The organism is Pseudorhodobacter sp. (assembly GCF_034675685.1).
Taxonomy (GTDB): Bacteria; Pseudomonadota; Alphaproteobacteria; order Rhodobacterales; family Rhodobacteraceae; genus Pseudorhodobacter.
On sequence record NZ_JAUCDA010000017.1, the window covers coordinates 39,674 to 62,844 of the forward strand.

Here is a 23,171-nt window from a genome sequence, read left to right on the forward strand (position 1 = left end):
GCGATGCCCGATGTCGAGATATATGAGGTTGGCCCGCGCGACGGATTGCAGAATGAAAAACGGCTTATCCCGCTGGCAGAAAAGGTCGCGCTGATTGATCTTTTGTCACGCGCCGGGTTCCGGCGGATCGAGGTGGCAAGTTTCGTGTCGCCCAAATGGGTGCCGCAGATGGCCGACAGTGCCGCCGTGATGGCCGCTATCCACCGCGCGCCGGGGGTGATCTATGGCGCGTTGACGCCGAATATGCAGGGCTACGCCGCTGCAAAAGCCGCGCGGGCCGATGAGGTGGCGATCTTTGGCTCTGCCTCGGAAGGGTTCTCAAAGGCCAATCTGAACGCGACGATAGCCGAAAGCCTGGCGCGGTTTGCCCCGGTGGCACAGGCGGCGCTGCAAGATGGGCTGCGGCTGCGCGGTTATGTATCATGCGTCACCGATTGCCCGTATGAGGGTAAGATTACCCCACAAGCCGTGGCGCAGACCGTGGCGGCCCTGCGGGAACTGGGCTGCCATGAGGTCAGTCTGGGTGAAACCATCGGGCAAGGCAGGCCTGAAACCATCGACGCGATGCTGGTGGCGGTGCTGAATGAACTGCCCGCAGACCGCCTTGCAGGCCATTACCATGATACCAACGGGCGGGCGCTGGACAATATCGGCGTCTCACTGGCCCGTGGCTTGCGGGTGTTCGATGCGGCGGTCGGCGGGCTTGGCGGTTGCCCCTATGCGCCCGGCGCGGCGGGCAATGTGGCGACCGAACGGGTCGCGGCATATTTGCTGGATCACGGCTATCAGACCGGGCTGGATGCTGGTCTGTTGCAACAGGCCGCCGATTTGGCCCGCAAGATGCGCATTCCATCATCCGCAAAGGCCGAAACCCCACAGGCCGAAACCCCTGAGGACTGACACCATGACCTACCAAACCATCCGCGTTGAAACCGATGCGCGGGGCGTTGCCACCCTTACGCTGGCCCGCCCCGAAAAACGCAATGCCATGTCGGCGCAGATGATTGCCGAGTTGACACAGGCCGCGCAAAGCCTTGGTGCAGATGCCACGGTGCGCGTGGTCATTCTGGCGGCCGAGGGCGACAGTTTTTGTGCCGGGGGTGATCTGGTCTGGATGCAAGCGCAAATGGCAGCCGATGGCGTAACCCGCGCGGCCGAGGCGCGCAAGCTGGCGATGATGCTGGCCGCGCTGAACAGCTTGCCAAAACCGCTGATTGGCCGGGTGCAGGGGCAGGCCTATGGCGGCGGCATCGGCATGATGTCGGTTTGTGATGTGGCGATCGGCGTCGAAGGCGCGCGCTTTGGCCTGACCGAAACCCGGCTGGGCCTGATCCCTGCGACAATTGGTCCGTATGTCGTGGCGCGGATGGGGGCGGCCAAGGCGCGCCGGGTGTTTGCCTCGGCCCGGCTGTTTGACGCGGATGAGGCGCTGCGGCTGGACCTGCTTGCGCGCGTGGTGCCGGCAGCGGCGCTGGACGGCGCGGTAGAGGCTGAGGTGACGCCCTATCTGTCTTGCGCGCCGGGCGCTGTGGCCGAGGCAAAAGCCCTGATCCGGGCTCTGTCCCCGATGCCAGATGCCGGGCAGATCGAAGCAAGCATCGCGGCCCTTGTGACCCGCTGGGAAAGCCCCGAGGCCGCCGAGGGGATCACCGCCTTCTTTGCCAAGGGCAAACCCGGATGGGCCAAGTAAAACCCTGTATTGTAGATTTAACTTACTGTTTTTATCAGGCTAAATTGGCAGTTTTCCTGTAGCTTTTCGCTCTGGCCTCGGTTGACCCTGACAAGGGGGCAGAGTAGATGAAGACAACAGAGTCCTCTGCCTCGATCCGGCAGATGCCTGCATGCCGCCAAAGACAGGAGCAACTTCGTGGACCACCTTCTTCGGGAATATTTGCCCATAATCATCTTTTTGGTTATCGCAGTGGGCCTTGGGCTTGTTTTGCTTCTGGCTGCAGCGGTGCTTGCCGTGCGCAACCCTGACCCGGAAAAAGTGTCGGCTTATGAATGCGGGTTCAATGCGTTTGATGATGCGCGGATGAAATTCGACATCCGGTTCTATCTGGTGTCGATCCTGTTCATCATCTTCGACCTTGAAGTGGCCTTCCTGTTTCCCTGGGCGGTCGCCTTTGGTGAGATTTCAATGGCGGCCTTCTGGTCGATGATGGTTTTCCTGGCCGTGCTGACGGTTGGCTTTGCTTATGAATGGAAGAAGGGGGCGCTCGAATGGGAGTGATGGCCGGTGCGAATACTGCGGGGGCTGATCTTGAGGTTTCGACCCAGGCCCTGAATGCCGAGTTGCAGGACAAGGGTTTCTTGCTGACCTCGACCGAAGATATCATCAACTGGGCGCGTACGGGCTCATTGCATTGGATGACATTCGGTCTGGCCTGCTGTGCGGTGGAAATGATGCATGTGGCGATGCCGCGCTATGACGCCGAGCGCTTTGGCTTTGCGCCGCGCGCCTCTCCGCGCCAGTCGGATGTGATGATCGTGGCCGGCACGCTGACCAATAAAATGGCCCCGGCGCTGCGCAAGGTCTATGACCAGATGCCAGAGCCGCGCTATGTGATCTCGATGGGCTCTTGCGCCAATGGCGGCGGTTACTATCACTACAGCTATTCGGTGGTGCGCGGCTGTGACCGCATCGTGCCGGTCGATATCTATGTGCCGGGTTGCCCGCCCACAGCCGAGGCGCTGCTCTATGGTATCTTGCAGCTTCAACGCAAAATTCGCCGCACTGGCACGCTGGTTCGTTAAGGAGCGATTGATATGACCGAGACCCTGGCCGAACTTGCCGCCCAACTGGAGCTGCGCCACCCTGACGCGGTTATCTCAACCGCGCTTGCGCATGGTGAGCTGACGGTTATGGTCGATGCCGCCTCTTTGGTGAGGTTTGTCGAGTTTTTGAAAACCGATGCCACCTGTCAGTTTTCCAGCCTGATCGACATCACTGCGGTCGATTACCCAGAACGGGCAGGGGCCCGCTTTGAAATGGTGTATCACTTCTTGTCGATGTATCAAAATCACCGCATCCGGCTGAAACTTGCCGTGCGCGAGGATGAGATAGTGCCGTCAATCAGCGCCGTTCACCCCTCGGCCAATTGGTTTGAGCGAGAAGTCTTTGATATGTTCGGCATCTTGTTTTCGGGCCACCCGGATTTGCGCCGCATCCTGACTGATTACGGCTTTCGCGGCCATCCGCTGCGCAAGGATTTTCCGACCACGGGCTATACCGAAGTGCGCTATGACGAAGCGAAAAAGCGGGTGATCTATGAGCCGGTGACTCTGGTGCAGGAATACCGGCAGTTTGATTTCATGTCGCCATGGGAAGGTGCGCAATATGTGCTTCCGGGCGACGACAAGGCCAAGGGTTAAGGCGCGTGAAAAAAGAACCGACACTTTTGTTTTGCGTGGGGGCAACGAAGGCCGGCACAAGCTGGCTTTACGATTACCTTGCCGCGCATGATGGGTGTCATATCCGCACGATCAAAGAGCTGCATTATTTCGATACCATTGAAACCGGGATGTTCAAGCGCCAGCTTCGTCGCCGCACGCAGGTTGTTGCCTCGTTGCAAGACCGGATGGTGACGGCGGGGGGGGCACGGATGGCGCCCTTGGCGGTCAAGCTGCAAGATGCACTGGATTGGCGCGATGTGCTGGCCGAAGGGGGCGAAAACCCGCAGCGCTACATGGATTATCTGACCAAGGGCCATAGCGGCGACAAGCTGATTGCAGATATAAGCCCCTCTTATGGGATGTTGCCCGCCACGCGGCTGCAAAAGATGGCGGCCCTGGCCCCGGATACGCGCTTTGTGTTCTTGATGCGTGACCCGGTTGCGCGGCTTTGGAGCCATATTCGCATGCTGGCCCAACGCGCCACCAAGGCTTTGGATGCGGTGCCGGATGCTTGTTTTGCCCTGTTGGAACAGGTGCTTGATGGCGCGCAAAGCGGCATGACCGAACGCGGCGATTACGCCAGCACGGTGCAGCGGCTTTGGGCTGCGGTGGAGCCTTCCAAGCTGAAGGTCATGTTCATGGAAGACATGCTGACCCCGCAGGGATTGGCGCGCTTGTGTGGCTTTTTGGGCATCGGCTATGAGGGCGCTGCCTTTGACCGGCCCGTGCATGTTGGCCCTGTGCTGGCGATGTCACCAGCGCAAAAAGACCGCGCGCGCGCCTTGCTGCGCCCGCAATATGAATTTGTCGCCCGCCATTACCCGGACATCCCGGCGAACTGGCGCAAGAATATGGGTGAGGGACTATGATGGACGGTGGTTTTGACGACGCGCTGACAGGCGAGCAGAAGATCCGCAATTTCAACCTTAACTTCGGCCCGCAACACCCTGCGGCGCATGGGGTTTTGCGGCTTGTGCTGGAATTGGACGGCGAGATTGTCGAGCGCTGCGATCCGCATATCGGCCTGCTGCATCGCGGCACCGAAAAGCTGATGGAAAGCCGGACCTATCTGCAAAGCCTGCCCTATTTCGACCGGCTGGATTATGTGGCCCCGATGAACCAGGAACATGCCTGGTGCCTCGCGATTGAAAAGCTGACTGGGGTCGAAGTGCCCCGCCGCGCGCAGCTTATCCGGGTGCTGTTTTGCGAAATTGGCCGGGTGCTGAACCACCTGCTGAACGTGACCACACAGGCGATGGACGTGGGCGCGCTGACCCCGCCGCTTTGGGGATTTGAGGAACGCGAAAAGCTGATGGTGTTTTATGAGCGGGCTTGCGGTGCGCGTCTGCACGCCGCCTATTTCCGCCCCGGTGGTGTGCACCAGGACCTGACACCGGCGCTGATCGAAGATATCGACATCTGGGCGCAGGAATTTCCGCGCGTGCTGGATGATATCGACGGGTTGCTGACCGAAAACCGCATCTTCAAACAGCGCAACGCCGATATTGGCGTGGTGACGGAACAAGACATCCTTGATTGGAGCTTTTCCGGCGTGATGGTGCGCGGTTCGGGCCTTGCATGGGATTTGCGCCGCGCGCAACCCTATGAATGTTACGATGAATTCGAGTTTCAGATTCCGGTTGGCAAGAATGGCGATTGTTATGATCGCTATTTGTGCCGGATGCAGGAAATGCGCGAAAGCACCTCGATCATCCGTCAGGCGCTGGAAAAGCTGCGCAAAGAACCCGGCGATGTTCTGGCCCGTGGCAAGATTACCCCGCCCAAGCGCACGGAAATGAAAACCTCGATGGAAGCGCTGATCCATCACTTCAAGCTGTATACCGAAGGCTTTCACGTGCCCGCCGGTGAGATTTATGCGGCCGTAGAGGCCCCAAAGGGCGAGTTTGGCGTCTACCTTGTGGCCGATGGCACCAACAAACCCTACCGCGCCAAGATCCGCGCGCCGGGGTTCTTGCACCTGCAAGCGATGGATTACATCTGCAAGGGCCACCAATTGGCCGATGTTGCGGCGATCATCGGTACGATGGACGTTGTGTTCGGGGAGATTGATCGCTGTGACCGTGACGATGGCGGCACATGGTTTGGCTTGGTTTGCGGTGGTCATCACCGCAGGCATTGCTGCAACCTGTATCCCGACACCACGTCTGGGCATGCGCAGGCTTGACCACCTGGTTGAGGCGCTGCCGAATGTGATGCTGGGCCGCTACCTTGCGTTTACCGGCTTGTTACCGCGTTCGTCGCCATTCTGGGCGATTTACGGGTGATGGCGGGGTGGGCCGTGGCACTGTCTTTCATGGCCTTTGCGGATACTGTCATCTATGTCCGTTTGGGAAAACCATTTTTGTCAAACACCTCATGGCGGGGCTGGCTGCCCTTGCTGTATTGGCCGTAATTCTGGATCCACCTTGATTTCGTAAACGGAGCCAACTGATGCTACGCCGTCTGCACAAAGAACAACCTGCTTCCTTTGCCTTTACCCCGGCCAATCTTGCATGGGCGCAGGGCCAGATTTCCAAATACCCCGAGGGGCGGCAGGCATCGGCCATTATTCCGCTGTTCTGGCGCGCGCATGAGCAGGAAGGCTGGCTGACCCGGGCTGCGATTGAACATGTCTGCACCATGCTGGACATGCCTTTTATTCGCGGGCTGGAAGTGGCGACATTCTACTTCATGTTCAAGCTGGAACCGCGTGGGTCGATTGCAAACATTCAGATTTGCGGCACCACGTCTTGCATGATCTGCGGGGCCGAGGATCTGGTGGCGGTTTGCAAAGAGTTGATTTCGGAAAAACCGCATACCGTGTCGGCGGATGGCAAGTTTTCCTGGGAAGAGGTGGAATGCCTTGGCGCTTGCACCAACGCGCCCATGGCCCAGATCGGCAAGGATTATTACGAGGATTTGACACCCGCTGTGCTGCGCGACCTGATCGCACGGTTTTCCAAGGGCGAAGTTCCGGTTCCCGGCCCGCAAAATGGCCGCTATGCATCCGAGCCGCTGTCGGGGCTGACCAGCCTGAAGGACTATGCGGCGGGGCGCGCACAGTATAACGCCAGTGCGCAGGCGGCTGTGGATATCGGTGATACGATCAAGCGGATTGACGGCACCGAAGTGCCGCTGCTGACCCCGTGGCTGGGCAAGCCTGATGCCGTAAAGCCTGCAGGTGCCAAACCCGAGGCGGCAAAACCATCGGCTGGCAAGCCGGCAGATGAAACCGGGATCACCGTTCAAGAAGCACAGGCCGTGGCGACCGGAAGCCCCAAGGCCGAGGCGGCTGCCGAACCTGCACCGGCGAAGGCCGAACCAGCCAAGAAAGCCGATACGCCTTTGTCGCCAAAGGTCGGGTCTGGCGCTGCAGAAACCGCCGACCAGCCGGAAGAGGGCACCAAGCCCACGGGGCTGGATGCGGCGCGCGGTGGCAAGCCCGATGATCTGAAAAAGATCGAAGGCATCGGCCCGGCGCTGGAAAAGCTCTGCAACTCCATGGGTATTTTCCACTATGACCAGATTGCTGCCTGGGGCGTCGCAGAGATTGCCTGGATGGACAGCAACCTGAAAGGCTTCAAAGGCCGCGTGACCCGTGATAAATGGGTGCCGCAGGCAAGATTGATTGGTGAGGTCGGGATGGATGAATTTCTGATCCGCGCCAAGACGAATGACTACTGACGATGAGGAAAACGCCCACTCCATCGGAAATCCATCAGGCCAAACAGGCGCGGCTTGTCGCGATTGTCTTGGTGGCCACGATGGTTCTGTGGATGGGCGGGCAATTTATTGGCGGCAAACTGGGATGGGAGACGCGTTTTGTCTTTCTCTTTGATCTGGCGGCTTTGGCGGGTTTCGTCTTTGCGCTGGTGGTAACTTTTCGGCTCTGGCGTCAGCGCAAAGCTGATGCGGACGGTAATTGAGGGCATGACATGCTGAAAGATCAGGATCGGATCTTCACCAATCTTTACGGGATGCATGACCGCACCCTTGCTGGCGCGAAAAAGCGTGGGCATTGGAACGGCACGGCAGGGTTTATCGCCAATGGGCGCGGTTGGCTGGTCGATCAGGTCAAGGCATCGGGCCTGCGCGGTCGCGGTGGCGCGGGCTTTCCGACCGGGTTGAAATGGTCGTTCATGCCCAAGGAAAGCGATGGCCGGCCGTCATATCTGGTGATCAACGCCGACGAATCCGAGCCGGGGACGTGTAAAGACCGCGAAATCATGCGCCATGACCCGCATACGCTGGTTGAAGGCGCGTTGATTGCGTCTTTCGCGATGGGCGCGCATGCCTGCTATATCTATCTGCGCGGTGAATATGTGCGCGAGAAAGAGGCGCTGCAGGCCGCGATTGACGAATGCTATGACGCGGGGCTGGTGGGCAAGAACGCGGCCGGGTCCGGCTGGGATTTTGACGTCTATCTGCACCACGGCGCCGGCGCTTATATTTGTGGCGAAGAAACCGCGCTGCTGGAAAGCCTTGAGGGCAAGAAGGGCATGCCGCGGATGAAGCCGCCTTTCCCGGCGGGGGCGGGGCTTTATGGCTGCCCTACAACCGTGAACAACGTCGAATCCATTGCCGTTGTGCCGACGATTTTGCGGCGCGGGGCCGATTGGTTCGCCAGTTTTGGCCGCCCCAACAATGCGGGCACCAAGCTGTTTGGTATTTCCGGCCATGTGATGAACCCGTGTGTGGTCGAGGAGGCGATGTCGATCAGCCTGCGCGACTTGCTTGACCGTCACTGTGGCGGCGTGCGCGGCGGTTGGAAAAATATCAAGGCGGTGATTCCCGGCGGGTCTTCGGTGCCGTTGCTGAACGCGGCGCAATGCGATGACGCGATTATGGATTTCGACTGGCTGCGCGAACAAAAGTCCGGGCTTGGCACGGCGGCGGTGATCGTGATGGATCAAAGCACCGATGTCATCAAGGCAATCTGGCGGCTTTCGGCGTTTTACAAGCACGAATCCTGTGGCCAGTGCACCCCTTGCCGCGAAGGCACAGGCTGGATGATGCGCGTCATGGACCGTCTGGTGCGCGGCGAGGCAGAGGTTGAGGAAATCGACATGCTGCTGGATGTGACCAAGCAGGTTGAAGGCCATACGATTTGTGCGCTTGGCGATGCGGCGGCTTGGCCCATTCAAGGCCTCGTGCGGCATTTCCGTGAGGAAATCGAAGACCGCATCAAAGCCAAGAAAACCGGGCGCATGGGCGCATTGGCGGCAGAATGATGCATCCCGGCTTTCCCCTGACCTTTGGCGCGCTGGCCCTTTCGGCCTGCGTTTCCCCGATGCCCCCTGTGGCGCGGGGGCCGGTGGTGGTGGATGGCGTGCACTATGCGGTTGCAAAACGGCCAACAGGTGCGGTGGAAGTTGCGCGTATCGGGCGGCCGTTTGAGAATTGGGAAGGCCAGGAGGCGCGGCGCGCGGCAGATCAGTTTTGCGCTGGCCGGGCGAAAACCTCGATCCGGGATCGGTTTCAAGGCGCAAGCTGGCTGATCGTCGAGGGGTGTGCCTGATGGGCCTGATGAAAAATAACGCTGGCCATGGGCCGGATTTGAACAGCGCTGACCGGGGTATTCCGGCAACAGCACAGCGGATGGCGGAGTAAAGGCATGTCCAACCTCAAGAAAATCATCATCGACGGTATCGAGGTCGAAGTTGAAGGCGCGATGACGCTGATTCAGGCTGCCGAAGTGGCGGGCGTGGAAATTCCGCGTTTTTGCTATCACGAACGGCTGACGATTGCGGGCAACTGCCGCATGTGTCTGGTCGAGGTGGTTGGCGGCCCGCCGAAACCCGCCGCAAGCTGCGCGATGCAGGTCAAGGATTTGCGCCCCGGCCCCGAAGGCCAGCCACCTGTGGTGAAAACCAACTCGCCTATGGTCAAGAAGGCGCGTGAGGGCGTGATGGAGTTTTTGCTCATCAACCACCCGCTTGATTGCCCGATCTGCGATCAGGGCGGTGAGTGTGATTTGCAAGATCAGGCAATGGCTTACGGTGTCGATTTCAGCCGGTTCCGCGAACCCAAACGCGCCAGCGAAGATTTCGATCTTGGGCCGCTGGTCGCCACGACCATGACCCGCTGTATTTCCTGCACCCGCTGCGTGCGCTTCACATCCGAGGTCGCCGGTATTTTGGTCATGGGCCAGACTGGGCGCGGCGAAGATGCTGAAATCACGACATATCTTGGCGCGACGCTTGACAGCAACCTGCAAGGCAACATCATTGATCTGTGCCCGGTGGGCGCGCTGACATCCAAACCCTATGCCTTTACCGCGCGGCCTTGGGAGTTGACCAAGACCGAAAGCATCGACGTGATGGACGCGCTGGGGTCCAGTATCCGCGTTGATACCAAAGGCCGTGAAGTCATGCGGATTTTGCCGCGCAACCACGATGGCGTGAATGAGGAATGGATTTCCGACAAAACCCGGTTTGTCTGGGATGGTTTGCGCCGCCAGCGGCTTGATACGCCTTATATCCGCGAAGCCGGACGCTTGCGCAAGGCGGGCTGGGATGAGGCATTGCAGGCGGCTGCGGCTGCGATGAAGGGCAAAAGGGTTGTTGGGCTTGTGGGCGATCTGGCCCCGGTTGAGGCGGCCTTCAGCCTGAAAACCCTGGTAGAGGGCATGGGCGGCAAAGTTGAATGCCGGACTGACAAGGCCAAGCTGCCGGGCGGCAATCGTTCTGCCTATGTTGGCACCGCCGCGATTGAAGATATTGATGCCGCCAAATACATTCTGCTGATCGGCACCAACCCGCGCAATGAGGCCCCTGTGCTGAACGCACGGATCCGCAAGGCATGGACCAATGGCTGCAACGTCGATCTGGTCGGCCCGGCGGTCGATCTGACCTATGAATACGCGCATAAGGGCACGGATCGTGCGGCCCTGATGGCGCTGGCGAAAACCCAATGTACCGATGAGATCAGGGATAACCCGTCGATCATCATCATCGGGCAGGGCGCGTTGAACGAGGCTGACGGCGAAGCGGTTTTGTCTCAGGCGATGAAAATCGCCGAGGCAAGCAATTCCAAGCTGTTGGTGCTGCATACGGCCGCTGCCCGCGTGGGGGCGATGGATATCGGGGCCTATACCGAAAACGGTCTGACCGATGCGATGGACGGGGCCGAGGTGATTTATAACCTGGGGGCGGATGAGGTTGAAATCGCCGCCGGTGCCTTTGTGATCTATCAGGGCAGCCATGGTGACCGGGGGGCACACCGGGCCGATATCATCTTGCCGGGGGCGACCTATACCGAGGAATCGGGCCTGTTCGTGAATACCGAAGGCCGGCCGCAAGTTGCGTCCCGTGCCGGATTTGCACCGGGTGAGGCCAAGGAGAACTGGGCCGTCTTGCGCGCGCTGTCGGGTGAATTGGGCGCAACCCTGCCTTGGGATAGCCTTGCCGCCCTGCGCAAAGCCGTGGTTGCGGCGGTGCCGCATCTGGGCGCGATTGACGAGGTGCCTGAAAATGAATGGCAGCGCATCCCGCTGCGCGATCCGGGGCAGGCCGATTTCCGCTATGCGATCCGTGATTTTTACCTGACCAACCCGATTGCCCGCGCATCCGCTTTGATGGCAGAGCTTTCGGCTCAGGCCAAGGCGCGGGCGGCAAAACCCCTCGCGGCGGAGTAATCCATGAGCCGTCTGACCCAGATTTCCCTTCCTGCGCTGGCTTTGGCCGGTCTGTCGGCCTGTACGCCGACGGATGGGGATGTTGGGGGGCGGGCCGATTTCAACCCCGGCTATGGCGGTATTCAGACCGTCTTGCTGGATGGGGATTTGGTAAACTTCCACGTCTCCATGACCGGCGCACGCAGCAGGGATGATGTTGATGCCTACGCGCGCTGCGCTGCGGCACAATATGCGCTGATCCGTGGTTTTGGCTTTGCGCGGCATGTTCGCACATCTGTCGCACAAACGGGTGGTAATTGGCGCGGCGATGCGGTTTACACCATTTCAGCGGCGCTGCCGCGTGGTTCTGCCACGATTGACGCCGAAGTGACGGTCCGCGATTGCGGCGCACAGGGGATACCGACGATATGACGACGCAAAGACTGGCAACAAAGACGACAACGAATAAGGCCGAGGGATAGAGGCGCCATGGATCAATTTCTGCAAACCGGCTTGGGGATCACGCTGCTGATCGTCGCACAATGCCTTCTGGTCATCGCTTTTGTGATGATTTCGCTGCTGTTTTTGGTCTATGGTGACCGTAAGGTTTGGGCCGCTGTGCAAATGCGCCGTGGGCCGAACGTGGTCGGTGCCTGGGGCCTGCTGCAATCGGTGGCCGATGCGCTGAAATATGTGGTCAAGGAAATTGTCGTGCCTGCCGGCGCTGACCGAGCGGTATTTTTCCTTGCCCCGATGCTGTCTTTTGTACTGGCGATATTGGCCTGGGCGGTGATCCCGTTCAATGAAGGTTGGGTGCTGTCAGATATCAACGTCGCCATCCTGTTTGTGTTCGCCGTATCCTCGCTTGAGGTCTATGGCGTGATCATGGGGGGGTGGGCGTCCAACTCCAAATACCCGTTCCTTGGCTCTTTGCGCTCGGCTGCGCAGATGATCTCTTACGAGGTGTCGCTGGGGCTGATCATCATCGGCGTCATCATCTCTACCGGGTCGATGAACTTCAGCGCGATTGTTGAGGCGCAGCGCGGTGATTTTGGCCTGTTCAACTGGTACTGGCTGCCGCATTTCCCGATGGTTTTCCTGTTCTTCATCAGCGCTTTGGCTGAAACCAACCGCCCGCCGTTCGACCTGCCCGAGGCGGAATTGGAACTGGTTGCGGGGTTCATGGTCGAATATTCCTCGACCCCGTATCTGTTGTTCATGGCGGGCGAATATATCGCCATCTTCATGATGTGCGCGCTGATGTCGTTGATGTTCTTTGGGGGCTGGCTGTCGCCCATTCCCGGCCTGCCGGATGGTGTGCTGTGGATGGTTGGCAAGATGACCTTCTTCTTCATCATGTTCGCCATGGTGAAGGCCATCACGCCGCGCTATCGCTATGACCAGTTGATGCGTATCGGCTGGAAAGTGTTCCTGCCCTTGTCCATCGGTTGGGTTGTACTGGTGTCGTTTCTTGCGAAATTCGAAGTTCTCGGCGGCTTTTGGGCCCGCTGGGCGATTGGAGGCTGATCATGGAACAACGGGATTTTCCTAACGCGCCACAATCCGCAGTATCAAACGATGCGGTCGCAATGATGAGGTTTCAAAGTAATTCCAAGTCGACAGGTACGGCTTATTTGCTTTGGTTTTTTCTCGGCGGCCTTGGTGGACACAGGTTCTATCTTGGGAGTACCGGCATTGGTGTCTTGATGTTGGTATGTACTGTGTTGGGGGCGTTCCTTTTGTTTCCGCTGATCGTTACCGGCGTTGTAGCGATTTATGATCTTTTTACGATCCCGAGCCAGGTTCAGCGTTTCAACAATGGGCTGATGGCTGATATTTCTGTTGGAAAAGGGAGCTAATCATGGGTGAGAACCGTCCCGTAGACTGGGCCCGCGCCACGAAATACTTTTTGCTGTGGGATTTTGTCATCGGCTTCAAGCTGGGGTTCAAATATTTCTTTGCTCCCAAGTCCACGCTGAACTACCCGCATGAAAAGGGCCCGCTCTCGCCGCGCTTTCGCGGTGAACATGCGCTGCGCCGTTATGCCAATGGCGAAGAACGCTGCATCGCCTGCAAGCTGTGCGAAGCGGTTTGCCCGGCGCAGGCCATTACCATTGACGCCGAGCCGCGTGAAGATGGCAGCCGCCGCACCACGCGCTATGACATCGACATGACGAAATGCATCTATTGCGGTTTCTGCCAAGAGGCCTGCCCGGTGGATGCGATTGTTGAGGGACCGAATTTTGAATTCGCCACCGAAACGCGCGAGGAGTTGTTCTACAACAAGGAAAAGCTTTTGGATAACGGCGACCGTTGGGAGGCCGAAATTGCCCGCAACCTTGAATTGGATGCGCCCTACAGATGACCCATGATCTTACAAAGATGTTCGCCCAGATGATGGCACAGGGTCAGGAAATGGCCAAGGCCTTCGCCCCCGCGATGGAGGGCATGGATGTAAAGGGCTTTGAAAAGCTGTTCCCGACCATGCCGCCGGATATGTTGGAAATGTGGTTCGGCAAGACCTTCAACCCTGACGGGCTTGATGCGCGCACCCGGCTTTTGGTGACCATAGCGGCCCTGACCGTGCTGGGCGCACAGGCTGAACCGCAGTTGCGGCTGACCATCCGCCAGGCCATGACGGCTGGGGCGACAAAACGCCATATAGCCGAGGTTATCTGGCAGATGAGTATGTTCGGTGGCCTGCCCGCCATGCAAAAGGCACTGGAAATTGCCCAGTCGGTCTTTGCGGAAGATGAGGAGACAAAGAAATGACCGTGACCGATCTGGCCTTTTACGCCTTTGCCTTGTCGGCCGTGACCGCCGGGGTTCTGGTGACCGTCAGCCGCAACCCGGTCCATTCGGTGCTGTGGTTGATTTTTGCGTTCCTGTCGGCTTCGGGGCTGTTCGTGCTGCTTGGGGCCGAGTTTGTGGCGATGCTGCTGATTATCGTCTATGTGGGCGCGGTTGCGGTGCTGTTTGTGTTCGTCGTGATGATGCTGGACGTCGATTTCGCCGAGTTGAAGGGCGAAATGTCGCAGTATTTGCCCATAGGCCTGCTGATTGGTTTGGTTTTGCTGATGCAACTGGGCATCGGTATCGGTGCCTGGACCACAGCCGAGGGCGCGATGGGCTTGCGCCGCGCTGTGGCGCCTGACATGGCGCAGGTGGAAAATACGCGCGCGATTGGCCTGCTGCTGTATGACAAATATATCATGCTGTTCCAGCTTGCCGGAATGATCTTGCTGGTTGCCATGATCGGCGCAATTGTGCTGACCCTGCGTCATCGCAAGGATGTAAAACGCCAGAACGTGCTGCACCAGATGTGGCGCGACCCGGCGCAGGCGATGGAATTGAAGGATGTGAAGCCGGGGCAGGGGCTTTAGCCCCGTCTTGGTCGCCGGGCGGCCGTTACGCCGCCCAATAAAGACAAAAAAGTCGGGCAAATGACCCGGAGGGACGATAAGATGGTAGGACTAGAGCATTACTTGGCGGTCGGCGCAGCGCTGTTCGTGATCGGGATTTTTGGCATCTTCCTGAACCGGAAGAACGTGATCGTCATTCTCATGTCGATTGAATTGATGCTGCTCTCGGTGAACGTCAACCTTGTCGCCTTTTCCTCATATTCCGGCGATTTGGTGGGGCAGATCTTTACGATGTTCGTCCTGACGGTTGCGGCGGCCGAGGCCGCGATCGGGCTTGCGATCCTTGTTACCTTCTTCCGGACCCGTGGCACCATCGACGTCGAAGACGTCAACGTGATGAAAGGCTAAGCTAATGGCAACGATCATCCTTTTTGCGCCCCTCATAGGGGCCCTGATCTGCGGGTTTGGCTGGCGCCTGATAGGCGAGTTTGCAGGCCAGGTCATCACCACGGGCCTTGTGTTTCTGGCCGCCTTTCTGTCCTGGATCATTTTCCTTGGCCATATTGATGAGACCCAGCACATCACAGTGCTGCGCTGGATCGAATCCGGCAGCCTTTCGACGGAATGGGGCATCCGCATGGATCGCCTTACCGCGATCATGCTGGTGGTCATCACGTCTGTTTCGGCGCTCGTTCACCTCTATAGCTTTGGCTATATGGCGCATGATGACAACTGGAAGCATCACGAACATTACAAGGCGCGGTTCTTTGCCTATCTGTCGTTCTTTACCTTCGCGATGCTGATGCTGGTGACTGCCGACAACCTTGTGCAGATGTTCTTTGGCTGGGAAGGGGTTGGCGTTGCGTCTTACTTGCTGATCGGGTTTTACTATCGCAAGCCCACAGCCAATGCCGCAGCCATCAAGGCCTTTGTGGTTAACCGGGTCGGTGATTTCGGCTTTATGCTGGGGATCATGGCGCTGTTCTTCCTGACGGACAGTATCCGGCTGGATGATGTGTTTGCCGCCGGCCCGATGCTGGCCGATACCAACCTGCATTTCTTGTGGACAGAGTGGAACGCGGCCAATCTGATCGGCGTGCTGCTGTTTATCGGCGCGATGGGCAAATCGGCGCAGCTGTTCTTGCACACATGGCTGCCCGACGCGATGGAAGGCCCGACCCCGGTGTCGGCGCTGATCCACGCGGCGACCATGGTGACGGCGGGGGTTTTCCTGGTTTGCCGGATGTCGCCGATCTTTGAATATGCCCCGCAGGCGCTTGCCTTTATCACGGTTCTGGGGGCTACAACCGCCTTTGTCGCCGCGACCATCGGCCTGGTACAAAACGACATCAAGCGCGTGATTGCCTATTCGACGATGTCGCAGCTTGGCTATATGTTCGTGGCCGCGGGTGTGGGGGCCTATCCGGTGGCGATGTTCCACCTGTTCACCCACGCGTTTTTCAAGGCGATGCTGTTTCTGGGGGCGGGCTCGGTTATTCATGCCATGCACCATGAGCAGGACATGCGGAACTATGGCGGCTTGCGCAAGAAGATCCCGCTGACGTTCTGGGCGATGATGATCGGTACGCTGGCCATCACCGGCGTTGGCATCCCGTTGACCCATATTGGTTTTGCAGGCTTCCTGTCAAAAGACGCCGTGATCGAAAGCGCCTTTGTCGGGTCGGAATTTGCGTTCTGGATGCTGGTGATTGCGGCGCTGATGACCAGTTTCTATAGCTGGCGCCTGATGTTCATGACCTTTTACGGCAAGCCACGGGGCGACCATCATGCCCATGACCACGCGCATGATGCCCCCAAGACCATGCTGATTCCGCTGGGAGTGCTGGCCCTTGGCGCGGCATTCTCGGGGATGGTCTGGTACAACTCTTTCTTTGGTGATCTGGATAAGGTGCATAGCTGGTTCGGCATGGAAACCGCCCAGCATCATGGTGAGGGTGCTGCGACTGATGCGCCTGCAACCGAAACGGCCCCTGATGCCACCGCCACCGAGGGCCACGCCGCCGCAGAAACGGTTCTGGCAACCGCGCCCAAGGGGGCGATCTTCTTTGGCCCCGAAAACAACACCATCCATGAGGCGCATGACGTGCCTGCCTGGGTCAAGGTGTCGCCGTTCGTCGCCATGGTGCTTGGCTTTGCGCTGGCATGGAAGTTCTATATCTCCAGCCCGGAACTGCCGGCAAAACTGGCTGCCCAGCAGCGCCCGCTTTATCTGTTCCTTCTGAACAAATGGTACTTTGATGAGCTGTACGATCTTGTCTTTGTGCGCCCTGCAAAATGGCTTGGTGCGTTTCTGTGGAAAAAGGGCGATGGCGATGTCATTGACGGCACGATCAACGGGATCGCCATGGGAATTATCCCGATGCTGACCCGTCTCGCGGGCCGCGCCCAATCCGGTTACATCTTTCACTACGCATTCGCCATGGTCCTGGGCATCGTTGCCCTTGTCACCTGGATGACGCTCTCGGGGGGCGCGCACTAATGGATAATCTGCTTTCCATCATCACGTTCATTCCGGCGGTCGCTGCTGGTATTCTGGCGCTATTCTTGCGGGGCGATGATGCGGCTGCGCGCAAGAATGCAAAATGGGTGGCCTTGGTTGCAACCTCGACCACCTTTCTGGTGTCGCTGTTTGTGCTTGCCGGGTTCAACCCCGCTGATACCGGCTTTCAGTTTGTCGAGGAATATGACTGGATCCTTGGGCTGAAGTACAAGATGGGCGTTGACGGCATTTCGGTGCTGTTCGTACTGCTGACGACGTTCCTGATGCCGATCACCATCGCCTCTTGCTGGTCGGTGGAAATGCGCGTCAAGGAATACATGATCGCTTTTCTTTTGCTGGAAACGCTGATGCTTGGCGTTTTCTGCGCGCTGGATCTGGTGTTGTTCTACCTGTTCTTTGAAGCAGGGCTGATCCCGATGTTCCTGATCATCGGGATCTGGGGCGGGAAAGAGCGTATCTACGCGGCGTTCAAGTTCTTCCTTTATACCTTCCTTGGCTCGGTGCTGATGCTGGTTGCGATGATTGCGATGTATGTCGATGCGGGCAGCACCGATATTCCCACGCTATTGGTTCATACTTTCGCCTCGGAGACGCTGAACATCGCCGGTTTCCAGATTGTCGGTGGCCTGCAAACCCTGCTGTTCCTTGCCTTCTTTGCCAGCTTTGCGGTCAAAATGCCGATGTGGCCTGTGCACACCTGGTTGCCTGATGCCCACGTTCAGGCCCCGACTGCGGGCTCGGTTGTGCTGGCGGCGATTTTGTTGAAGATGGGCGGCTATGGTTTCTTGCGCTTCAGCCTGCCAATGTTCCCGATCGGCGCGGATTTGCTAAGCCCGCTGGTGCTGTGGATGTCGGCCATCGCCATCGTTTACACCTCGCTTGTGGCGCTGGCACAAGAAGACATGAAAAAGCTGATTGCGTATTCCTCGGTTGCCCATATGGGCTATGTGACCATGGGGATTTTCGCAGCAAACCAGCAGGGCATTGACGGCGCGATTTTCCAGATGATCAGCCACGGCTTCATCTCTGGCGCCCTGTTCCTTTGTGTCGGCGTGATCTATGACCGCATGCACACCCGCGATATCAGCGCTTACGGTGGCCTTGTGAACCGGATGCCGCATTATGCGCTGATTTTCATGTTCTTTTCGATGGCGAACGTCGGCCTTCCCGGCACCTCTGGTTTTGTGGGTGAGTTTCTGACTTTGGTCGGCGTCTTCCAGGTCAATACATGGGTTGCCTTTGTGGCGGCTTCGGGCGTGATCTTGTCGGCTTCTTACGGGCTCTGGCTTTATCGCCGGGTGGTTTTTGGTGACCTGATCAAGGAAAGCCTGAAATCCATTACCGATATGTCCACCCGCGAGCGTGCAATCTTTGCGCCGCTGGTGGCCATGACGCTACTTTTGGGCGTATATCCCAGCCTTGTGACCGATATCATCGGCCCCTCGGTGACTGCGCTCGTGACTGACTACCATGCCGCCATCCCCGTTTCGGGTGATGCGCAAATGGCCAAGCATTGAGGGACGACAGATGAACCCGACAGATTTTTCAACCGTCCTTCCAGAGATCACCCTGGCATTGGTGGCCATGGGGTCGCTGCTGGGTGTGGTGTTTACCGGCAAGGATGCCCTTGCAGGGCGCCTGAACCTTGCGATGGCGGGCCTGTTTTTGATCCTTGCCTTCTGGATCGGGATTGGCATTAGCGGAGAGCGCACCGCCTTTGACGGCATGTTCAATGACGACCCGTTCGCGCGTTTTGCCAAGGTCACGATTCTGCTTTCGGCGGCGGCGGTTTTGCTGATCAGCCAAGACTATATGACCCGTCGCGGAATGTTGCGGTTCGAGTTTCCGATTCTTGTGGCGCTGGCGGTTCTGGGCATGTTGTTCATGGTCTCGGCCGGTGACCTGATCGCGCTGTATATGGGGTTGGAACTGCAATCGCTGTCCCTTTACGTTGTCGCCAGTATGCGCCGTGACAACGTGAAATCGTCGGAAGCCGGTCTGAAATACTTTGTGCTCGGCTCGCTGTCATCGGGTATCTTGCTTTACGGCGCGTCACTGACTTATGGCTATGCCGGGACCACCGATTTTTCGGGCATCCTGTCAACGCTTGGTCAGGGTGATATTCCACTGGGCCTGATGTTCGGCCTTGTGTTCCTGATTACAGGTCTGGCGTTCAAGGTTTCGGCGGTTCCGTTCCATATGTGGACACCGGATGTCTATGAGGGCTCGCCCACACCGGTCACGGCCTTTTTTGCCACGGCGCCAAAAGTTGCGGCAATGGCCTTGCTGGCACGGCTGCTGTATGATGCTTTTGGCACCATTCCCGGCCAATGGGGGCAGGTTATTGCGGCCCTGTCTGTCTTGTCGATGTTTGTCGGTGCGATTGCGGCGATTGGCCAACGCGATATCAAGCGACTGATGGCTTATTCCTCGATCGCGCATATGGGCTTTGCCCTGATCGGCCTTGCGTCTGGTACCGTTCTTGGGGTGCAGGCCATGCTGGTCTATATGGTGATCTATGTCAGCATGAACATCGGCACATTCGCCTTTATTCTGTCGATGGAGCGTGACGGCCATGCGGTGACCACGATTGACAGCCTGAACATGCTGTCAAAAAAGGCACCGTTGCAGGCGCTTGCCATGCTGGTCTTGTTGTTCAGCCTGGCGGGCGTGCCGCCGATGTTGGGATTTTTCGGCAAGTTTTATGTGCTGCAAGCCGCCGTGAATGCCAATATGACCTGGCTGGCCGTTGCGGGTGCCGTTGCCTCGGTGATCGGTGCGTTTTACTATCTGCGCATCGTCTTCTACATCTATTTCGGCAAAGAGGGTGACGGGATCGACGCGCGTATGGGCAGCATGCAATGGGTGGCCTTGATGGGCTCGGCTTTGGTGATGGTGTTCGGGATCGTCAACCTGTTCGGGGTTGAGGGCCTGGCGCAACTGGCGGCGGAAACGCTTGTCCGCTGACACGGTCCCAAAGGGCTGGCCGCAGGGCGTAGCCCGGATTTTGCTGGACACGGTCGACAGTACCAATGCGCATGCGGCCCGCCTGGCCCCGCAAAGCCCGACATGGATCATGGCGGCAGAGCAAAGCGGGGGCAGGGGCCGCAGGGGCCGCCCATGGAGCAGCCCTCGCGGTAACCTTTATGCGACGCTTTGCCTGCAACCCACTGAAAGCCCCGACAAAGTTGCGCTACGCTCTTTTGCCGCGGCGCTGGCGCTGCGGGATGCCTGTGTGGCGCTTACGGGGCAGGCTGCGGCTTTCACCTTGAAATGGCCCAATGATGTCTTGCTGAATGGCGGTAAGGTGGCGGGGATATTGCTTGAAAGCAGTGGCGCGGGCCAGCACATCCATCATCTGGCCGTTGGCATTGGCGTCAACCTGATCGCAGCGCCCGCGCCCGACCAGGTTGAGGCAACGGCCACCCGGCCCGTCAGCCTGCTGGCCGAGACGGGTGTGCGGGTGACGGCGGAAACCTTTCTGACCCAGCTTGCCGGGGCCTATGCCCGTTGGGAAGCGGTTCTTGTCACTCAGGGCTTTGCCATTTTGCGCGCCGAATGGCTTGCCCATGCGGCACGGTTGGGCGAGCCGATTACCGCCCGCACCGGCACCCAGGCCGAGACCGGGATATTTGAGACGATTGACGAGTCGGGCGCATTGATTCTGAAAACCGCAAAGACGCGCCGCATCATTCCTGCGGCCGAGATATTTTTTTGAACCAACAAGGGGCCTTCCATGCTTTTGGCCATCGACTGCGGCAACACCAACACGGTATTTTCCATCTGGAACGGCAGCACATTCATCGCGACCTGGCGCTGTTCTACCGATCACAGACGCACGGCGGATGAGTATTTTGTCTGGCTGACGACGCTGATGTCACTGACCAAGGTCGAGGCGCAGATCACGCAGGCCATCATTTCGTCAACCGTGCCGCGGGTGGTCTATAATCTGCGCGTGCTGACCGATCGCTATTTCAATTGCCGCCCGCTGGTTGTCGGCAAACCCGATTGCAAATTGCCCACCGCCCCGCGTGTCGATTTTGGCGCCACTATCGGCCCCGACCGGCTGGTCAACACGGTTGCAGGCTTTGACCGCCATGGCGGCGACCTGATTGTGGTGGATTTTGGCACAGCCACGACCTTTGATGTGGTGGACCAGGACGGCGCCTATATTGGCGGCGTGATCGCGCCGGGCGTCAATCTTAGCTTGCAGGCCCTTTCAAACGCCGCCGCCGCCCTGCCTCACGTTGATGTCAGCCGTCCTGCAACCGTGATAGGAAAGAATACGGTGGCCTGTATGCAGTCAGGCGTGTATTGGGGCTATATTGGCCTTGTCGAAGGCATTTGCCGCCAGATCCGTCTGGAGCATCCGCGCCCGATGAAGGTTGTTGCCACCGGGGGGCTTGCCCCGTTGTTCCAGCAGGGAACCGAAATTTTCGACGCAATCGAGGATGATCTGACCATGCATGGTCTTGTTCTCATCAATGAACTGAATAAGGAAACGGAAACCGCATGAAAGCGAACCGGCTAATCTATCTTCCCCCTCGGCGGCGCGGGCGAGATCGGGATGAATGCCTATGTCTATGGCTATGGTCCCGAAGATAAAGAGCGCCTGATCCTTGTCGATCTGGGCGTTACCTTTCCCGATATGGATACCACCCCCGGCGTTGACCTGATCATGCCCGATATTTCGTGGCTGGAAGAACGCAAGGACCGGCTGGAGGCGATTTTCATCACCCACGCCCATGAAGATCACATCGGCGCGGTCGCCCATTTCTGGGGCCGGTTCAAATGCCCGGTCTATGCCCGGCGCTTTACCGCCACCATTGGGCAGCTGAAATTTGACGAACATGGCCACCCCAAAGACGCGATTACGGTGGTCGAACCGCGCCCCGATGTGGTCAAGGCCGGGCCGTTTGACGTACAATTTGTGCCGGTGAGCCACTCGATCCCGGAAAGCTCGGCGCTGGTGATTGATACCGAGGCGGGGCGCATCGTGCATTCCGGCGATTTCAAGCTGGATGAAAGCCCATTGGTGGGGGAAGCGTGGGATGCGAACATGTTCCAGGCAATCGCGCGTGAACGCCCGGTAAAGGCGCTGATGTGCGATAGTACCAATGTGTTTTCGCTGCATCCCGGACGCTCTGAATCGACGCTGCGCGACCCGATCCGCGACCTGATCAAGGCGCAGCGCGGCATGGTCGTTGCGACCACATTCGCGTCGAATGTGGCGCGGTTGAAAACCCTGGCCGATGCTGCCGTCGCCGCAGATCGGACCGTTTGCTTTCTGGGCCGTTCCATGCGCCGCATGGTGGCCGCAGCCGAGCAGGCGGGTGTTTTGAAAAACCTGCCCCGCACCGTCAGCCCCGAAGAGGCGCAAGAGGTGCCACGCGGGGATCTGATGCTGATAGTGACCGGAAGTCAGGGGGAACGCCGCGCGGCATCGGCCCAGCTTAGCCGGGGTAAATATCTGGGATTGGAAATGAAAGAGGGGGATACGTTCCTGTTTTCATCGAAAACCATTCCGGGCAATGAACGCGGCGTGATCGCGGTAATGAACGCGTTTTCTGAAATGGGCGTCAACATTGTCGATGACAGTGGCGGGCTTTACCATGTTTCGGGCCACGCCAACCGCCCTGATCTGGAAACCGTGCACAAGATATTGAACCCGGAAATCGTTATCCCGATGCATGGAGAGCATCGCCATTTGCGCGAACATGCCCGTATTGCCATGGCCGCCGGTCGGCAATCGGATGTGGTTACCAATGGGATGATGATTGATCTGACCGGCGACAGCCCGGAAGTTGCCGAATATATCGAAGCCGGGCGCATCTATCTGGACGGATTGGTGATGATCGGGTCGCGCGATGGCGTGGTGCGGGATCGTATCCGCATGGCGCTGAACGGACATGTCATGGTGACCTTGCTGCTGGATGAGGCAGATGAACCGCTTGGCGATGCCTGGGTCGAGGTTAAGGGCCTGCCAGAAAAGGGCCGCACAAATGCCGATCTGGCCGACACGCTAGAGGCCGATTTGACCGAGTTTCTGGACAAGGCCGGCAAGAAAGTGCTGAAAGATGATGCCAAGCTGGATGAGGCCCTGCGCCGCGTTGTGCGCCAGATCTGCATGGAAGAGATTGGCAAAAAGCCCGAGGTAACCGTGGTTGTCAGCCGGTTGACCGACGGCTAAGGCCTTTCCTGCCATTGTGGCGCCCGTCCTGCCCGCCCGTCCTGCCCGCCCGTCCTGAATGTGGTTTTGTTTGCAAAGCTGCTCGGG

Annotated in this window: 23 protein-coding genes and 2 pseudogenes; all 25 read left to right on the forward strand. The window is 58.6% G+C overall.

The window, feature by feature from the left end; translation table 11 throughout:
* Nucleotides 1-3: 3 nt before the first annotated feature.
* The 25 genes and pseudogenes from VDP61_RS14525 (at nt 4) to VDP61_RS14645 (ending at nt 23,084) form a co-directional block, all read left to right on the forward strand.
* Nucleotides 4-900 (forward strand): hydroxymethylglutaryl-CoA lyase, encoded by an 897-nt coding sequence (locus VDP61_RS14525; protein WP_323007593.1) that lies wholly within the window; start codon nt 4-6, stop codon nt 898-900.
* 4 nt (nt 901-904) lie between these two features.
* A complete protein-coding gene (locus tag VDP61_RS14530) occupies nt 905-1,690 on the forward strand; it encodes a crotonase/enoyl-CoA hydratase family protein (RefSeq protein ID WP_323007594.1) in 786 nt (261 codons plus the stop codon).
* A gap of 177 nt (nt 1,691-1,867) precedes the next feature.
* Nucleotides 1,868-2,233, forward strand: coding sequence for an NADH-quinone oxidoreductase subunit A (locus tag VDP61_RS14535; RefSeq protein ID WP_323007595.1), 366 nt, complete (start codon nt 1,868-1,870; stop codon nt 2,231-2,233).
* The gene (locus VDP61_RS14540; RefSeq protein ID WP_082223943.1) at nt 2,224-2,757 is read left to right on the forward strand and encodes a NuoB/complex I 20 kDa subunit family protein; all 534 of its coding nucleotides are present in this window, start codon (nt 2,224-2,226) and stop codon (nt 2,755-2,757) included. Before VDP61_RS14535 ends, VDP61_RS14540 begins: the two co-directional genes overlap by 10 nt.
* A gap of 12 nt (nt 2,758-2,769) precedes the next feature.
* Nucleotides 2,770-3,375, forward strand: coding sequence for an NADH-quinone oxidoreductase subunit C (locus tag VDP61_RS14545; RefSeq protein ID WP_323007596.1), 606 nt, complete (start codon nt 2,770-2,772; stop codon nt 3,373-3,375).
* A gap of 5 nt (nt 3,376-3,380) precedes the next feature.
* Nucleotides 3,381-4,265, forward strand: coding sequence for a sulfotransferase (locus VDP61_RS14550; protein WP_323007597.1), 885 nt, complete (start codon nt 3,381-3,383; stop codon nt 4,263-4,265).
* A pseudogene (locus VDP61_RS14555) lies at nt 4,265-5,470 on the forward strand (NADH-quinone oxidoreductase subunit D); the annotation flags it as partial. The gene VDP61_RS14550 and the pseudogene VDP61_RS14555, both read left to right, overlap by 1 nt.
* Nucleotides 5,471-5,847: 377 nt before the next feature.
* Nucleotides 5,848-7,080, forward strand: a complete 1,233-nt coding sequence (locus VDP61_RS14560) for an NADH-quinone oxidoreductase subunit E (protein WP_323007598.1) — start codon at nt 5,848-5,850, stop codon at nt 7,078-7,080.
* A gap of 2 nt (nt 7,081-7,082) precedes the next feature.
* Nucleotides 7,083-7,322 carry a DUF5337 domain-containing protein gene (locus tag VDP61_RS14565; protein WP_323007599.1) on the forward strand — a complete coding sequence of 80 codons (240 nt, stop codon included), beginning with the start codon at nt 7,083-7,085 and terminating at the stop codon, nt 7,320-7,322.
* Nucleotides 7,323-7,331: 9 nt separating this feature from the next.
* Nucleotides 7,332-8,627, forward strand: coding sequence for an NADH-quinone oxidoreductase subunit NuoF (gene nuoF, locus VDP61_RS14570; RefSeq protein WP_323007600.1), 1,296 nt, complete (start codon nt 7,332-7,334; stop codon nt 8,625-8,627).
* Nucleotides 8,624-8,914 carry a hypothetical protein gene (locus VDP61_RS14575; protein ID WP_323007601.1) on the forward strand — a complete coding sequence of 97 codons (291 nt, stop codon included), beginning with the start codon at nt 8,624-8,626 and terminating at the stop codon, nt 8,912-8,914. Before nuoF ends, VDP61_RS14575 begins: the two co-directional genes overlap by 4 nt.
* A gap of 96 nt (nt 8,915-9,010) precedes the next feature.
* Nucleotides 9,011-11,032, forward strand: a complete 2,022-nt coding sequence (gene nuoG / locus VDP61_RS14580; protein WP_323007602.1) for an NADH-quinone oxidoreductase subunit NuoG — start codon at nt 9,011-9,013, stop codon at nt 11,030-11,032.
* A gap of 3 nt (nt 11,033-11,035) precedes the next feature.
* On the forward strand, nt 11,036-11,443 hold the full coding sequence (locus tag VDP61_RS14585; RefSeq protein ID WP_323007603.1) for a hypothetical protein: 408 nt from the start codon (nt 11,036-11,038) through the stop codon (nt 11,441-11,443).
* 57 nt (nt 11,444-11,500) lie between these two features.
* On the forward strand, nt 11,501-12,538 hold the full coding sequence (gene nuoH, locus VDP61_RS14590) for an NADH-quinone oxidoreductase subunit NuoH (protein WP_323007604.1): 1,038 nt from the start codon (nt 11,501-11,503) through the stop codon (nt 12,536-12,538).
* Between the two features lie 2 nt (nt 12,539-12,540).
* Nucleotides 12,541-12,870: a TM2 domain-containing protein gene (locus VDP61_RS14595; RefSeq protein WP_323007605.1), complete on the forward strand. Its 330-nt coding sequence runs from the start codon at nt 12,541-12,543 to the stop codon at nt 12,868-12,870.
* A gap of 2 nt (nt 12,871-12,872) precedes the next feature.
* Entirely contained in the window at nt 12,873-13,376 is a 504-nt protein-coding gene (gene nuoI / locus VDP61_RS14600; protein WP_323007606.1) for an NADH-quinone oxidoreductase subunit NuoI, read from the forward strand.
* Nucleotides 13,373-13,783, forward strand: a complete 411-nt coding sequence (locus tag VDP61_RS14605; protein WP_323007607.1) for a carboxymuconolactone decarboxylase family protein — start codon at nt 13,373-13,375, stop codon at nt 13,781-13,783. The genes nuoI and VDP61_RS14605 overlap by 4 nt, the downstream gene beginning before the upstream one ends.
* Nucleotides 13,780-14,394 carry an NADH-quinone oxidoreductase subunit J gene (locus VDP61_RS14610; protein ID WP_323007608.1) on the forward strand — a complete coding sequence of 205 codons (615 nt, stop codon included), beginning with the start codon at nt 13,780-13,782 and terminating at the stop codon, nt 14,392-14,394. Before VDP61_RS14605 ends, VDP61_RS14610 begins: the two co-directional genes overlap by 4 nt.
* An 81-nt stretch (nt 14,395-14,475) precedes the next feature.
* The gene (nuoK, locus tag VDP61_RS14615; RefSeq protein ID WP_323007609.1) at nt 14,476-14,781 is read left to right on the forward strand and encodes an NADH-quinone oxidoreductase subunit NuoK; all 306 of its coding nucleotides are present in this window, start codon (nt 14,476-14,478) and stop codon (nt 14,779-14,781) included.
* Between the two features lie 4 nt (nt 14,782-14,785).
* Entirely contained in the window at nt 14,786-16,873 is a 2,088-nt protein-coding gene (gene nuoL, locus VDP61_RS14620) for an NADH-quinone oxidoreductase subunit L (RefSeq protein WP_323007610.1), read from the forward strand.
* On the forward strand, nt 16,873-18,411 hold the full coding sequence (locus tag VDP61_RS14625) for an NADH-quinone oxidoreductase subunit M (RefSeq protein WP_323007611.1): 1,539 nt from the start codon (nt 16,873-16,875) through the stop codon (nt 18,409-18,411). Before nuoL ends, VDP61_RS14625 begins: the two co-directional genes overlap by 1 nt.
* A 10-nt stretch (nt 18,412-18,421) precedes the next feature.
* Nucleotides 18,422-19,861 carry an NADH-quinone oxidoreductase subunit NuoN gene (nuoN, locus tag VDP61_RS14630; protein ID WP_323007612.1) on the forward strand — a complete coding sequence of 480 codons (1,440 nt, stop codon included), beginning with the start codon at nt 18,422-18,424 and terminating at the stop codon, nt 19,859-19,861.
* Nucleotides 19,851-20,612, forward strand: coding sequence for a biotin--[acetyl-CoA-carboxylase] ligase (locus VDP61_RS14635; protein WP_323007613.1), 762 nt, complete (start codon nt 19,851-19,853; stop codon nt 20,610-20,612). Before nuoN ends, VDP61_RS14635 begins: the two co-directional genes overlap by 11 nt.
* Nucleotides 20,613-20,630: 18 nt before the next feature.
* A complete protein-coding gene (locus VDP61_RS14640) occupies nt 20,631-21,410 on the forward strand; it encodes a type III pantothenate kinase (RefSeq protein ID WP_323007614.1) in 780 nt (259 codons plus the stop codon).
* Nucleotides 21,407-23,084, forward strand: a pseudogene (locus tag VDP61_RS14645) (ribonuclease J). Before VDP61_RS14640 ends, VDP61_RS14645 begins: the two are co-directional and overlap by 4 nt.
* Nucleotides 23,085-23,171 lie beyond the last annotated feature (87 nt).